This window comes from Yokenella regensburgei ATCC 49455 (assembly GCF_000735455.1).
GTDB classification, from domain to species: domain Bacteria; phylum Pseudomonadota; class Gammaproteobacteria; order Enterobacterales; family Enterobacteriaceae; genus Yokenella; species Yokenella regensburgei.
In genome coordinates this window covers 42,582-56,181 of record NZ_JMPS01000036.1, presented here as the reverse complement: position 1 = coordinate 56,181, position 13,600 = coordinate 42,582, and the positions used below count along the sequence as shown (strand labels likewise).

Genomic DNA, 13,600 nt, shown 5'->3' with positions numbered 1-13,600 from the left:
AGTAATCCTCCCGGATGCACCATCTAATAGTTCTCAAAGCATTTCCCGATGCATCCGTAGCTCAGCTGGATAGAGTACTCGGCTACGAACCGAGCGGTCGGAGGTTCGAATCCTCCCGGATGCACCATCTTCTCCGAGATAACAGCTAATTTGTTGCTTCATGGTCTGCGAGATAATCGCCAGCACCAGGGGTGATAACGTTGCGTAAGCAACGGCCCGCAGGGCGAGGCGCAGCCGAGTAATCCTCCCGGATGCACCATCTTCTTCTCTTTCTAAATATCCTCGTTAATACATCAATACCGCACTTTCTCTTATTGGCAATTTCTGTCTTTCCCGCTAATTTATACATGTAATCAACACGTTTTGCAGGTTAGCAAGGAGAGAAATCCATGAAATGGTTCAAAGCGATAGCTGGACTCGCCGCAGCGTCTCTGGTCGCAATTTCACTGGCAGGATGCGCAGGTTCTTCCACGAAGGAAAGCACCGGTGGCTACATCGACGATACCGTTATCACCACTAAGGTGAAATCCGCGCTGTTTAGCAACAAAGACATCAAGTCCGGGCAGATTGGCGTTGAGACCTTTAAAGGGCGTGTGCAGTTGAGCGGTTTTGTGAACTCGGAAGCTGATTCGAAACGTGCCGTAGAAACCGCACGTGGCGTTCAGGGTGTGCGGGTAGTCGAAAACGACCTGCGGATCCGTTAATCCTCTCATTTTTCGCAAGAAGGCACCTTAGGGTGCCTTTTTTGTCAGGGTATCAGCGGCGACAAAAAAGGCCTTTTGCGATAAAGTAACGTCCTGATATCCGGTTTGTGGGGGCAAGATGTACGAACGTTATGCTGGGCTGATTTTCGATATGGATGGCACTATCCTCGACACCGAACCCACCCATTGCAAGGCGTGGCACGACGTACTGGGTCGTTATGGAATGTATTTTGATGAACAGGCGATGACCGCGCTGAACGGTTCACCCACCTGGAGAATTGCGCAGTCCATAATCGAACTCAACCAGGCGACGCTTGACCCTCACCAGCTGGCTCGCGAAAAAACCGATGCGGTGAAGGCGATGCTGCTGGATACCGTTCGTCCGCTTCCGTTGATTGATGTTGTGAAAGCCTGGCATGGCCGTCGCCCAATGGCGGTTGGCACCGGCAGCGAGAGCGCTATCGCTGAAGCGCTGTTGGCTCATCTGGGGTTGCGTGAGTACTTCACTGCGGTTGTCGCTGCCGATCACGTTAAGCATCATAAACCCGCGCCAGATACCTTCCTGCTGTGTGCTGAACTGATGGGCGTCGCGGCGAATCAGTGCGTGGTGTTTGAAGACGCTGATTTTGGTCTGCAGGCAGCGCGTAGTGCGGGGATGGACGTGGTGGACGTGCGCTTACTGTGAGTGACGGGCTCTCGCTTTTTTCGCTTTTCGCCAGTAGTTTCCTGAGCGCGACGCTGCTGCCAGGCAACTCTGAAGTTGTCCTCATTGCCCTGTTGCTTTCCGGCGCCAGCAAGCCCTGGCTTCTGGTGTTAATAGCAACAATGGGTAATAGCCTTGGAGGGGCAACTAACGTTATTCTTGGACGCCTGTTTCCGTTACGGAAAACCTCGCGGTGGCAGGACAAAGCAGTGGGATGGTTACAGCGCTATGGCGCGGCCACGCTGCTGTTGAGCTGGATGCCTGTTATAGGTGATTTGCTGTGCCTGCTGGCGGGATGGATGCGCATCTCCTGGGGGCCGGTACTCTTTTTTTTATGCCTTGGAAAGGCGCTGCGTTACGTTGTGGTAGCAGCGGCTACGCTCCAGGGGATGACGTGGTGGCACTAATTGCATCGTCAGTAATTATGACAATTATGCTTAATAAAATGAATTCGACAGGCGGGAGGTCAATTTGATCCCGGACGTATCACAGGCGCTGGCCTGGCTGGAAAACCATCCTCAGGCTCTGAAGGGGATCCAGCGTGGTCTTGAGCGCGAAACGCTGCGTGTCAACGCAGACGGCACGCTGGCAACAACCGGACACCCGGAAGCTTTAGGGTCGGCGCTGGCGCATAAATGGATTACCACTGACTTTGCCGAAGCACTGCTGGAGTTTATTACCCCCGTAGATGGCGATATCCAGCACATGTTGACCTTCATGCGTGACGTTCATCGTTATACGGCGCGTCATATGGGTGAAGAACGCATGTGGCCTCTCAGCATGCCCTGCTACATTGCGCCGGGTCAGGATATTGAGCTGGCACAGTACGGCACTTCTAACGTCGGTCGCTTGAAAACGCTGTACCGTGAAGGGCTGAAGAACCGCTACGGTGCTTTGATGCAGACTATTTCCGGTGTGCACTACAACTTCTCATTGCCGATGGCATTCTGGAAGGCGAAGTGCGGCGTGGAAGACGTTGAGAGCGGCAAAGAGGCGATTTCTGCCGGCTATTTCCGCCTTATCCGTAACTACTATCGTTTTGGCTGGGTGATCCCCTATCTGTTTGGTGCATCACCGGCAATCTGCGAATCGTTCCTGCAGGGGAAACCGACCACGCTGCCGTTTGAGAAAACGCCAGGTGGCATGTACTACCTGCCATACGCCACCTCGCTGCGCCTGAGCGATCTCGGCTATACCAATAAATCGCAAAGCAATCTCGGAATTACGTTTAACTCTCTGCATGAGTATGTGGCAGGATTGAAGCGTGCGATTAAAACGCCTTCTGAGGAATACGCGAAGATTGGTCTGCAGAAAGACGGCAAACACCTGCAAATCAACAGTAATATTCTGCAGATTGAAAACGAGCTGTATGCGCCAATCCGTCCTAAGCGTGTAACCCGCAGCGGTGAAACGCCGTCGGATGCGCTGCTGCGTGGCGGCATTGAATACATTGAAGTCCGCTCGCTGGATATTAACCCGTTCTCGCCAATCGGCGTTGATGAGCAGCAGGTACGCTTCCTCGATCTGTTTATGGTCTGGTGCGTGCTGGCGGATGCGCCAGAGATGAGCAGCGACGAACTGCTGTGTACCCGCACCAACTGGAATCGGGTGATTCTGGAAGGGCGCAAACCGGGCCTGACGCTGGGTATCGGCTGTGAAACGGCACAGTTCCCGCTGGCGAAGGTCGGCAAAGACCTGTTCAGCGATCTCCGGCGTGTTGCACAAACGCTGGACGGCATCGACGGCGGCAATGAATATCAAAAAGTGTGCGATGAACTGGTCGCTGGCTTCGATAATCCGGAACTCACGTTCTCAGCACGTATTTTGCGTTCTATGATTGATGAAGGCATTGGCGGCACCGGCAAGGCGCTGGGCGATGCTTACCGCAATTTGCTGCGGGAAGAGCCGTATGAAATTCTGAGCGAGGCGGATTTTGTCGCGGAGCGTGACGCTTCCGTGGTTCGTCAGCAGGAAATTGAAGCGGCAGACAGCGAGCCATTCTCAGCGCTGGTCGCGCGGCACGCGTAACAGAAAAGAAAAAGGCCACATCACTGTGGCCAAACTTTCATCTCTGAATACAGGGATGATGATAACAAATGCGCGTCTTTCATATACTCAGACTCGCAGCGATTCAAAGAGTTCATTTTATTTTTAAAAAAAATCACTGTCGGAGGTGACGAATGCCATTACTAGATAGTTTCACTGTCGACCATACCCGAATGGAAGCCCCTGCAGTCCGCGTTGCGAAGAACATGAAAACGCCGCACGGGGATGAAATCACCGTATTCGATCTGCGTTTCTGTGTACCAAACCAGGAAATTTTGCCAGAGAGAGGGATCCACACGCTGGAGCACCTGTTCGCGGGCTTTATGCGCGATCACCTCAACGGCAACGGTGTTGAGATTATCGATATCTCGCCGATGGGCTGCCGTACCGGCTTCTACATGAGCCTGATTGGTACTCCGGACGAGCAGCGCGTGGCGGATGCCTGGAAAGCGGCAATGGCCGATGTGCTGAAAGTGAAAGATCAGAACCAGATCCCGGAGCTGAACGTTTACCAGTGCGGCACTTACACTATGCACTCCCTGGCGGAAGCGCAGGAGATTGCGCGCCACATCATCGAGCGTGATGTTCGCGTCAACAGCAACGAAGAGCTGGCGCTGCCGAAAGAGAAGCTGCAGGAACTGCACATCTAGTTTTCGCGCTTCGGGCCATAAAAAAAAGCCAGTTCATCATGAACTGGCTTTTTTGTTAGTGCGCACCGCCTCCGCCGCCACCGGCACTAAACGGTGGGCGAGCAAACCACACCAGCCCCAGCAGGATGATAAATATCCCCGCCGAGACCCAGAAGATTTCGTTGGCGGAAATAATCAGCCCCTGGCTGGTTATCTGCTGTGCTATCCAGCCGGATGCCTGCTGTTGCGTCAATCCAAGATTCTGGAGATCGGCATACATTTGCTGGGCGTTCGGGTTAAACGGTGAAACGGATTCCGTCAGCTGCGCATGATGCAACGCTTCACGGTTCGTCCACATGGTGGTGGTAATCGAGGTACCGATAGAACCGGCAAGCGTTCGGGTAAAGTTCGACAAGCTCGACGCTGCGGCCAGTCGCTCCGGTGGGAGGCCCGACAGGGTAATGGTCGTCAGCGGCATAAAGAAGCAGGCGACGGCAAAGCCCTGAATAAACTGCGGCCACGCAGAGGCACCAAAGTCCATTCCCGGTTCGAAGGTATAAGCGCGCCAGTAGAAGCACACCGCATACATAATGAAGCTGAACGTCACCAAACGCCGCATGTCGAGCTTATGCGCGAAACGGCCAATAATTGGCGACAGCAGCACCGGTATTACCCCCACCGGCGCAGACGCCAGCCCCGCCCAGGTGGCGGTGTAGCCATATACCTCCTGCAGCAGCTGCGGCAGCAGTACGATAGCGCCGAAGTAGAGCATGTAGGCGAGGCTGATACAGAGGCAGCCAATGGTGAAGTTTCGCGATTTAAACAACGAAAGATCGACTATCGGGTTGTCGTCCGTCAGCTCCCAGACCACGAGGAAACTTATCGCCACCACGGCGACAATCGCCAGTACCACCACTTCCGTCGAGTTGAACCAGTCGAGCTCTTTACCCCGGTCGAGCATGATCTGCAGACTACCGATGCCAAGCACCAGCAGCGCAAGACCAATACCGTCGATACGCCGTTGCTCGGTGCGGGTCTCGCGTCCGCGCAGGGATTGCAGGGTCATCAGTACCACCACCGCACCGATTGGCACGTTGATGAAGAAGATCCAGCCCCAGTGATAGTTATCACTGATATAACCCCCGAGGATCGGGCCACAGATGGGCGCCACGATAACGGTCATCGACCACAGCGCCAGCGCAATCGAGCGTTTGGCCGGCGGGTAGTTACTTAACAGCAAACTCTGCGACAGAGGGATCAGCGGCCCGGCCACAATCCCCTGAATGACGCGGAAGAAGATGAGCATGGTCAGGCTGTTTGACACGCCGCACGCCCAGGAGGCGAGTACGAAGGCAACCGTCGACCAGAGGAACAGCTTCACTTCGCCCACGCGTTTTGCCAGCCACCCGGTAATCGGAATGGAGATAGCGTTGGCCACGCCGAAAGAGGTAATGACCCAGGTCCCCTGGCTCAGCGAAGAGCCAAGGTTCCCGGCGATCGTGGGGATTGCCACGTTCGCGATGGTGGAGTCCAGCACCTGCATGAAAGTCGCCAGAGAGAGCGCGATGGTCATAATGACCAGCTGGGCGCCCTCCAGCGGTTTTTGCTGTTGCATTACGCGTACCCCGGATTAGTTAGCGTTCGCCTGGACAATGGCGTTAATTTGCTGGTTGACCGGATCAAGGCTGATTTCGCGCGCGTTACTTTCGTAAGCCGGAGAGCTGCGTACCTGGCTTGCGAGGATCTGCCCTTCACGGTCGGTGGTATTCACCTCAACCAGGGTCGACAGACCGATACGCAACGGATGTTCCGCAAGCTGCTTTGCATCCAGCTCAATACGTACCGGCAGACGCTGAACCACTTTGATCCAGTTCCCGGTGGCGTTCTGTGCTGGTAGCAGCGAGAAGGCGCTACCGGTGCCCATGTCGAGGCCGACCACTTTACCGGTGTATTTCACGTCATCGCCGTAGATGTCGCTAATGACGGTGGCAGGCTGGCCAATACGCATGTGCGCCAGCTGGGTCTCTTTAAAGTTAGCATCGACCCACAGATTGTTAGCCGGAACCACCGCCATTAACGGCGTAGTCGGGCTAATCTGCGCGCCAGGCTGCACGGAACGACGTGAGACGTAGCCGGTCATCGGGCTGACAATTTTGGTACGTTCCAGCGCCAGCCAGGCGTTACGGACTTCTGTCGCTGCCTGTTGAACCGCCGGTTGCTCTTCCAGACGGGTGTTCAGCACCACGGCCTGGTTTGCGTTGTACTGTTGAATTGCCACATCCAGTTCTGCCTGCGCGCTGGCAACGGCGTCACGAGCGTGCTGCAGTTCTTCGCGACCAATCAGGTTGGCGCTGCCTAGCGGGATACGACGATTCAGGTCAGTTTGTGCCTGCGACAGCGCGGTTTTTTTCACCTCGATGTTCGCCTGCAACTGCTTACTGTTAATCATCTGCTGGCGCGTCTGACGCACGCTGGAAGCCAGCTGCGTTTTGGCCTTTTCGAAAGCCTGCTGTGCGTCGGTCGGATCAAGCGTAACCAGCACATCGCCTTTCTGCACAAAATCGGTGTTGTCAGCCCAGACTTTCGTCACGCTGCCGGACACCTGCGCCATGATTTGAACCTGGTTCCCTGCCACGTATGCGTCATCGGTTTCTTCATAATGACGCAGTACCAAAAACCAATAAATGCCGTATGCCACGGCAATAATGACAAAGAGCAAAGTCAGCAGAAGAAGGGCGCCCTTGCGTTTACCTTTCTTACTGGCTGGTTGCTGCGGGGTTTGCATCTCCGCATTCGCGCTCATGATTTTCTCCACGATCTTATTTTTCACATCGGCCTGGCCGACAATTCGTCAGAAAGGCCAGCAGTTGCTGGCTGCTGGCCTGTCAGTTTTTCTTTTTTCAATCTGGAAGTTAGCGCGAGCCTGGGCTTACCGAAGAGCCTCAAGAACAGCGCCATCCTCATCCATCTGGTCAAGACGGGTGAGAAGTTTTCGGGTGATGTTCTCAAGCTGATCGCGTTCTGTTGCGTTCAGTGAGGACCAAAGTTGATGTAGACAATGATGCTGCGGAGGCAGTACCTCACGCAGGAACTGGTGACCTTTATCCGTCAGCTGCAGGTGCAGGCAACGTCTGTCGTTATCGCTTTCGCGGCGTTCTATCCAGCCACGCTTTTCCAGTTCATCGGCGATACGGGTCGCGTTGGTCCGAGAAGACCCCAGCGCACAGCTCAGCTCTGAAGGCTGAATACTATGATTTTCCTGAGATTCAAGGGTGATTAACGCCATAAACAGCGTCTCGTTAATCCCCTGAGCCTTCAGCATCTTATTACGGTTTTCCAGCAGTTTACCCTGCATGTGCATGCACAGGCGGGTCAGAAGGATCTCTTGATACGGGAAATCTTCGTGACGGCTGGCACGAAATTTGAGCATTTGTTCAATGGGCGTGAACGAACTATCCATTTGGGCATGACCTCATTAATTGCAGCCGATATAGTAACGATGGTGACAAATAAAGTAAATGAATTATTGACCTTAATTCATTCTAATTATTTATGAAATGAGGAAAATCATTCACGCCATACCGATCACACTTCCGCCGCCTGGCGATGATAACCACGCCACCAGACCAGTAAATTCAGGGCCGCGATACCCGCTCCGGCGAGGCACACGCCCGCCCATCCGAAGTGCTGCCATGCTGAAGCTGATATTAACGATCCTGCTGCACCACCGACAAAATAGCAGGTCATGTAGCCTGCGGTCAGACGGTTACGGGCGTCGGGTTGCACACGATAAATCACGGTCTGGTTGGTGATGTGAACGCCCTGAACGGTGAGATCAAGCACCAGGATGCCAACGATAAGGGCCAGTACCGAGCCGTGCCCGGCCCAGATGGCTGCCCAGGAAAGCAATAGCAGCACGAGGCTGGCACTGGTGGTCAGGTGCGATTTGCCTTTGTCCGCAAGTCCTCCCACCGGGCGTGCACCCAGTGCGCCTGCCGCTCCGGCAAGGCCGAACAGGCCTATCATACCTTCAGAGTAGTTAAACGGTGGGCTTGCCAGCAGGAAGGCCATCGACGTCCACAGGATGCTGAAGTTGGCGAAGGTCAGACAGCCCAGCAGGGCGCGCGTGCGCAGCAGCTTATTCCCGCTGAACAGCCGGAAGATGGAACCCAGCAGCTGCGGATAGTTGAGATGGTTCTCGTGCTTCACTTTCGGCAGCCCACGCCACAGCGCTAGCGCCATGAGCGCCATCAGTACGCTAGCGACCCAATAGACCGTGCGCCAGCCGCCCAGGCTTGCCAGCAGGCCTGCTACGGTCCGTGCCAGCAGAATGCCGAGCAGCAGCCCGCTCATGATAGTACCAACCACTTTTCCGCGTTTGCTCGGCTCCGCAAGCGTGGCTGCCAGCGGGACCAGGATCTGGGCGACAACGGAGAACAGCCCGGTAAGCGCAGTGCCAAGGATCATCAACCCCAGCGAGGTACTGCTGGCGGTGATGAGCATGCCCCCGGCTGCCAGTAGCGTCATGACGACAATCAGCCCACGCCGTTCGAACATGTCGCCAAGCGGCACCAGGAAAAGCAGACCGGCGGCATAACCCAACTGAGCGGCCGTAACAATAAACCCGGCCTGTCCGGCGGTGAGGGAAAATGCGTGCGCGATGGTGTCGAGCAGGGGCTGTGCGTAGTAGTTGCTGGCAACGGCCAGACCGGTCGCCACCGACATCAGCGCAATCAGCGCCGGACTAAGCACATGGGAGGTTTTAGTCATGAATAACAGTCATCTGTGAATAAGCGTTTGGATGCTTTGATAATATAGAACGATAAAAATTTTGCCGGGAAGTCAGGTGTCGGATAGTGCCATTGCAGGGGGAATGCGGGGTTGGGCAAAAAAAAAGCCCCTGCAGGCAGGGGCGTGGTAAAGATTACTTCTGCGCGGCCAGCGCTTCTTTGATCCAGCCGTCGAACAGCTGCTGATGGGCTTTGATCCAGCCGTCTACGTGGCCCTGAATATCCGCTTCTGACGCTTTGCCTTCATGCATCATGGCGTTCTGGGCGTTGATATCCGCCAGAGGCAGTTTCATCAGGGAGAACAGCTTCGCCGCCGCCGGGTTTTTCTCAGCCCAGACTTTGTTGGCGACAATGTGCATGGTGCTCACCGGGAAGCCGTAGTTGGCGCCGTTGGCAAGTTTGGTATCGACATTCTTCTGCTCGCCGGGCATTGCGGTGAACGGCACCTGCAGCCAGACCACGTCTTTACCTGGCTTCAGCACGTCGCTCACCCAGTACGGTGTCCAGGTATAGTAAAGAATCGGTTTCCCTTCTTTAAAGCGAGTGATGGTATCGGCCATCATTGCGGCGTAATTCCCCTGATTGTGCTCCACGGTCTTGCTAAGTCCGTAAGCCGCAATCTGGTGGTTAATGACCGCCTCGCAGCCCCAGCCCGGGTTACAGCCGGTCATGTCGGCTTTCCCGTCGCCGTTCGTATCAAACAGTTTGGCGATCTTCGGATCCTTCAGCTGTTCGATGTTCTTAATCTGATACTGCTCCGCCGTTTTGCGGTCAATCAGATAACCCTGGGCGGCACCGTTGACCAGCACGCCCTCGCGGTAGAATTTTTTGTCGCCACCCGCGGCGGCATACATGTCATCGTGCAGCGGCTGCCAGTTGACGGCGGTGAAGGTGGCATCACCCGCGGCAAGCGAGGTGTAGGCGACGTTGTAGTCGACTTCGCTTGGTTTATTCACGGTGTAGCCCAGTTTTTCCAGCGCACGGCTAACCAGCAGGGTCTGGAAGGTTTCTTCCGTGATGGTGCTCTGGATTGGCTGCACGGTAATGCCTTTGCCGGGCAGTTCAGCGGCCCAGGCGCTCGTAGAGACAAGCGTGGCGAACGCGGTGGCTATAAGTATCTTATGTCGCATCGTTCTTCCTTAATTGTTATTTGGTGAAGGGACGAGTAATCAGACCAAGTGGGCCACTGGTGTACCAGCGACGGTTACCCCGGCTGCGCGAGTCGCGGCCGACGGCCTGGGTCAGACGGTCAAGAATGATGGCGAGGATAACAATCCCCACGCCGCCGACGGTGGCAAGCCCCATATCGAGACGGCCAATACCACGCAGTACCATCTGGCCAAGACCGCCTACGGCAATCATTGAGGCAATGACCACCATCGACAGCGCCAGCATCAGGGTCTGGTTAACACCTGCCATGATGGTAGGCATCGCCAGCGGAAGCTGAACCTTAAACAGCATCTGACGCGGGCTGGCACCGAACGAACGTGACGCCTCAATCAGATCTGCCGGCACCTGGTTGATACCGAGGATGGTCAGACGCACGATAGGCGGCAGGGCAAAGATAATCGTCACCACCACGCCCGGCACGTTGCCGATACCAAACAGCATGACGATAGGCACCAGATAAACGAACGCTGGCGTCGTCTGCATCGCATCGAGCAGTGGGCGGATAATTTTTGCTGCCCGCGGGCTGCGAGCCAGCCAGATACCTAACGGCAACCCTAAAATCATACAGAACAGCAGGGCGGTCAGTACCAGCGCCAGCGTAATCATCGCCTGGGACCAGGCGCCAATCGCGCCAATGGCGACCAGCGAGATCAGGGTAGCAACCCCCATGCCGAAGCTCGAAATCTGCCAGGCGATCAGCGCAAACAGAATGATGGCGACCGGTGCCGGCATTCCCAGCAACAGCTGCTGGAAGGCGCTCAGGATGTAGTCCACCGGCACGCGAATGCCCTGGAACAGCGGACGGAAGTGCATGACCACCCAGTCAATACCGTGGGTGACCCAGCTGTCGAGTGGGATCAGCGTTTTATGAAACGGATCCAGGATGTTGAAGTGTTCCGCCTGCGGCGCCGGGGCGCTGTGCAGCCAGTCGGCGCCAGCGCCATCGGTCGGTGCCGGAGCCGGGTTACCCCAGGCATCAGCGGATGAGGCAGCACTGTCGGCTGCCGGTGCGGTTTCCCACGGGTTAGATTGATCAGCCATTGTTTGCCCCCTCGCGATCTAAAGCCTGCAGCAGTACGCCTTTGGAAATAATGCCGACGTATTGTTGTTCCTCGTCCACCACCGGCACGGCGCAGCGCGCCTGCCCAACGTGGGAGAGCAAATCACTGAGTGGGGTGCTGGCATCAACGGCCTGCGGTGATTCGAGCAGCGCAGCGTCAATCCCCAGACCTTCACTGAGGGCGGCTTTCAGAGAGTCGATAGAGACAATCCCGACAAATTTATTGCCACGTTCAATGACGTAGCCAAACTCGCGGTCATCATCCTGCAGCAGCTTCAGCGCCGAGCGCGGGCCAAAGCCTGGCGTGCGGCGAATAAGACCCACCGGGGAGCGGCGGGCGATATCTTTGGCGCTAAACACCTGGCTGATATCTACGCCGCGGAAGAAGGTGCGTACATAGTCGTTGGCCGGATTATTGAGAATTTCATCCGGTGTACCCACCTGCACCACCTCACCATTTTGCATAATGGCAATTCGGTCACCAATTCGCATAGCCTCATCAAGATCGTGGGAAATAAATACCACGGTACGCTGATGTTTGCCCTGCAATTTCACCAGTTCATCCTGCATTTCGGTACGAATTAAGGGATCGAGCGCCGAGAAGGCCTCATCCATTAATAATATGTCAGGGTTAATGGCTAATGCACGGGCCAGGCCGACGCGCTGGCGCATCCCGCCGGATAATTCATCAGGATAGGCATGGGCATAATTTTCGAGCCCGACCTGTCGTAATGCATCAAGTGCTTTTTCCTGACGCTCCTGTGGAGATATTCCAGCAAGTTCCATACCGAAGGCGGTATTATCCACTACGGTCATGTGTGGCATCAGGGCAAATGACTGGAAGACCATCGCAATTTTCTTTCTGCGGACCTCACGGAGTTCACTGTCTGATATTCTGGCGATGTCGACGCCGTCTATCAGGACTTGTCCGCGGGTAGGTTCAATCAGGCGATTGAGAAGGCGTACCATGGTGGATTTACCGGAGCCGGATAACCCCATGATGACAAAGATCTCGCCTTCTTCAATGGCCAGACTGGCGTCTTTAACGCCAAGCGATAATCCCGTTTTTTCCAGAATTTGCTCTTTTGAATATCCTTTTTCAATATATTTGAAAGCCCGCTGTGGGTGCTCGCCAAATATTTTATAGAGATTCTTAATTTCTAATTTAATTGCCATGCAATAGAAGATTTCCTTTTATTTATTTGCGCTATGTATTACCTAATGGAAATAATTGTCTGGCTATACCCTAACATACTCAGAATCTGAGACAACCCTTGCTGCTGACATGGCACGGAAATTGCCAGGCGCGAATCGGTGTGATTTCCCATGAGATAAGGGCTGAGCACAGGTGAAGTTTTTGTGAGATTTTTTGTCAACGCGTAGTATAATTCCGCCTGAATCGTGATGATTCAGGCGAATATGGCATTATGATGACAGTGTAGTTGGTGTGGGATATTTGCGGATAAAAATTGAATGATAAGGGAATATTTTCCGTAAAGCGGCGTAAATGACTTACCCGAAAATAAGCCTCAGAAATCCCAGTCTTCGTCTTCAGTTTCTATTGCTTTTCCCATCACATATGACGAACCCGAACCCGAGAAGAAATCGTGGTTCTCATCGGCGTTTGGCGACAGGGCAGCCAGGATCGCCGGGTTTACCGCCGCCATTTCCGTCGGGAACAGCGCCTCGTAGCCGAGGTTCATCAGCGCCTTGTTGGCGTTGTAACAAAGGAAAGCTTTAACATCTTCTTCCCAGCCGGTTCCGGCGTACAGTTCATCGGTGTAGGCGAGTTCGTTATCGTACAGCGCCATCAACAGTTCCAGGGCGAAATCCTTCAGCATCTCGCGCTCTTCCGTGCTGACTTTCTCCAGCCCTTTCTGGTACTTATAGCCGATGTAATAACCGTGAACCGCTTCGTCACGAATAATGAGGCGGATAAGGTCGGCGGTGTTGGTGAGCTTACCGCGGCTCGAGAAATACATCGGTAGCCAGAAGCCGGAATAAAAGAGGAAAGACTCCAGAAACACGCTCGCGATTTTTTTCTTCAGCGGATCGTCTGCGGCGTAGTGGGCCAGCATCAGATGCGCTTTACTCTGCAGCGGCGCGTTGTCCTCGCTCCATTGATAGGCCGCATCCACATCTTTGGTCTGACACAGGGTCGAGAAAATCGAGCTATATGAGCGGGCATGAACCGCTTCCATAAAGCAGATGTTCGACAGCACCGCCTCCTCATGCGGCGTTAGCGAGTCCACCATCAGCGATGGTGCGCCAACGGTGTTCTGAATCGTGTCTAGCAGCGTTAGCCCGGTAAATACGCGGATAGTGAGCTGTTGCTCCTCCGGTGTCAGGGCCTGCCAGGCCGGAATATCGTTCGACAGCGGCACCTTTTCCGGCAGCCAGAAGTTACTTGTCAGACGGTTCCAGACCTCCAGGTCTTTATCATCCTGAATCTTGTTCCAGTTAACGGCGCTGACGCGTGATAAACGGTTCATCCTTAT

Annotated in this window: 13 protein-coding genes and 1 tRNA gene; 6 read left to right on the top strand and 8 right to left on the bottom strand. The window is 54.8% G+C overall.

What is annotated here, in order from left to right:
• Positions 1–50 precede the first annotated feature (50 nt).
• The 6 genes from GYRE_RS10855 (at position 51) to luxS (ending at position 4,103) form a co-directional block, all read left to right on the top strand.
• Positions 51–127, top strand: a tRNA-Arg gene (locus tag GYRE_RS10855).
• Positions 128–389: 262 nt separating this feature from the next.
• Positions 390–704: a BON domain-containing protein gene (locus GYRE_RS10850; protein ID WP_006817297.1), complete on the top strand. Its 315-nt coding sequence runs from the start codon at positions 390–392 to the stop codon at positions 702–704.
• A 118-nt stretch (positions 705–822) separates the two neighbouring features.
• Entirely contained in the window at positions 823–1,389 is a 567-nt protein-coding gene (gene yqaB, locus GYRE_RS10845; protein WP_038255198.1) for a fructose-1-phosphate/6-phosphogluconate phosphatase, read from the top strand.
• Positions 1,386–1,814 carry a YqaA family protein gene (locus GYRE_RS10840; protein WP_006817299.1) on the top strand — a complete coding sequence of 143 codons (429 nt, stop codon included), beginning with the start codon at positions 1,386–1,388 and terminating at the stop codon, positions 1,812–1,814. The genes yqaB and GYRE_RS10840 overlap by 4 nt, the downstream gene beginning before the upstream one ends.
• Before the next feature lie 64 nt (positions 1,815–1,878).
• Positions 1,879–3,435 (top strand): glutamate--cysteine ligase, encoded by a 1,557-nt coding sequence (gene gshA, locus GYRE_RS10835; protein WP_038255196.1) that lies wholly within the window; start codon positions 1,879–1,881, stop codon positions 3,433–3,435.
• A gap of 152 nt (positions 3,436–3,587) precedes the next feature.
• Positions 3,588–4,103 carry an S-ribosylhomocysteine lyase gene (gene luxS, locus GYRE_RS10830; protein WP_072009063.1) on the top strand — a complete coding sequence of 172 codons (516 nt, stop codon included), beginning with the start codon at positions 3,588–3,590 and terminating at the stop codon, positions 4,101–4,103.
• Between the two features lie 55 nt (positions 4,104–4,158).
• Here the strand turns inward: luxS and emrB are convergent, their stop codons facing one another.
• The 8 genes from emrB to nrdF all read right to left on the bottom strand — a co-directional run bounded on the left by emrB (position 4,159) and on the right by nrdF (position 13,594).
• A complete protein-coding gene (gene emrB / locus GYRE_RS10825; protein ID WP_006817302.1) occupies positions 4,159–5,697 on the bottom strand; it encodes a multidrug efflux MFS transporter permease subunit EmrB in 1,539 nt (512 codons plus the stop codon).
• A gap of 15 nt (positions 5,698–5,712) precedes the next feature.
• Complete coding sequence (emrA, locus tag GYRE_RS10820; RefSeq protein ID WP_038255191.1) at positions 5,713–6,885, bottom strand: multidrug efflux MFS transporter periplasmic adaptor subunit EmrA; 1,173 nt, start codon at positions 6,883–6,885, stop codon at positions 5,713–5,715.
• 126 nt (positions 6,886–7,011) lie between these two features.
• Positions 7,012–7,542 (bottom strand): transcriptional repressor MprA, encoded by a 531-nt coding sequence (gene mprA / locus GYRE_RS10815; RefSeq protein ID WP_006817304.1) that lies wholly within the window; start codon positions 7,540–7,542, stop codon positions 7,012–7,014.
• Positions 7,543–7,667: 125 nt separating this feature from the next.
• Positions 7,668–8,852, bottom strand: coding sequence for an MFS transporter (locus tag GYRE_RS10810; RefSeq protein ID WP_038255189.1), 1,185 nt, complete (start codon positions 8,850–8,852; stop codon positions 7,668–7,670).
• A 154-nt stretch (positions 8,853–9,006) separates the two neighbouring features.
• The gene (proX, locus tag GYRE_RS10805; RefSeq protein ID WP_006817306.1) at positions 9,007–10,002 is read right to left on the bottom strand and encodes a glycine betaine/L-proline ABC transporter substrate-binding protein ProX; all 996 of its coding nucleotides are present in this window, start codon (positions 10,000–10,002) and stop codon (positions 9,007–9,009) included.
• 16 nt (positions 10,003–10,018) lie between these two features.
• A complete protein-coding gene (gene proW / locus GYRE_RS10800; RefSeq protein ID WP_006817307.1) occupies positions 10,019–11,083 on the bottom strand; it encodes a glycine betaine/L-proline ABC transporter permease ProW in 1,065 nt (354 codons plus the stop codon).
• Positions 11,076–12,278 (bottom strand): glycine betaine/L-proline ABC transporter ATP-binding protein ProV, encoded by a 1,203-nt coding sequence (proV, locus tag GYRE_RS10795; RefSeq protein ID WP_038255187.1) that lies wholly within the window; start codon positions 12,276–12,278, stop codon positions 11,076–11,078. Before proV ends, proW begins: the two co-directional genes overlap by 8 nt.
• Before the next feature lie 353 nt (positions 12,279–12,631).
• Positions 12,632–13,594, bottom strand: coding sequence for a class 1b ribonucleoside-diphosphate reductase subunit beta (gene nrdF / locus GYRE_RS10790; RefSeq protein ID WP_006817309.1), 963 nt, complete (start codon positions 13,592–13,594; stop codon positions 12,632–12,634).
• Positions 13,595–13,600 lie beyond the last annotated feature (6 nt).

Excerpts from the sequence above, each read along its gene's own strand:
- GYRE_RS10850 (WP_006817297.1), top strand. The coding sequence starts at position 390 with ATGAAATGGTTCAAAGCGATAGCTGGACTCGCCGCAGCGTCTCTGGTC.
- yqaB (WP_038255198.1), top strand. The coding sequence starts at position 823 with ATGTACGAACGTTATGCTGGGCTGATTTTCGATATGGATGGCACTATC.
- luxS (WP_072009063.1), top strand. The coding sequence starts at position 3,588 with ATGCCATTACTAGATAGTTTCACTGTCGACCATACCCGAATGGAAGCC.
- emrB (WP_006817302.1), bottom strand. The coding sequence starts at position 5,697 with ATGCAACAGCAAAAACCGCTGGAGGGCGCCCAGCTGGTCATTATGACC.
- emrA (WP_038255191.1), bottom strand. The coding sequence starts at position 6,885 with ATGAGCGCGAATGCGGAGATGCAAACCCCGCAGCAACCAGCCAGTAAG.
- mprA (WP_006817304.1), bottom strand. The coding sequence starts at position 7,542 with ATGGATAGTTCGTTCACGCCCATTGAACAAATGCTCAAATTTCGTGCC.
- GYRE_RS10810 (WP_038255189.1), bottom strand. The coding sequence starts at position 8,852 with ATGACTAAAACCTCCCATGTGCTTAGTCCGGCGCTGATTGCGCTGATG.
- proX (WP_006817306.1), bottom strand. The coding sequence starts at position 10,002 with ATGCGACATAAGATACTTATAGCCACCGCGTTCGCCACGCTTGTCTCT.
- proW (WP_006817307.1), bottom strand. The coding sequence starts at position 11,083 with ATGGCTGATCAATCTAACCCGTGGGAAACCGCACCGGCAGCCGACAGT.
- proV (WP_038255187.1), bottom strand. The coding sequence starts at position 12,278 with ATGGCAATTAAATTAGAAATTAAGAATCTCTATAAAATATTTGGCGAG.
- nrdF (WP_006817309.1), bottom strand. The coding sequence starts at position 13,594 with ATGAACCGTTTATCACGCGTCAGCGCCGTTAACTGGAACAAGATTCAG.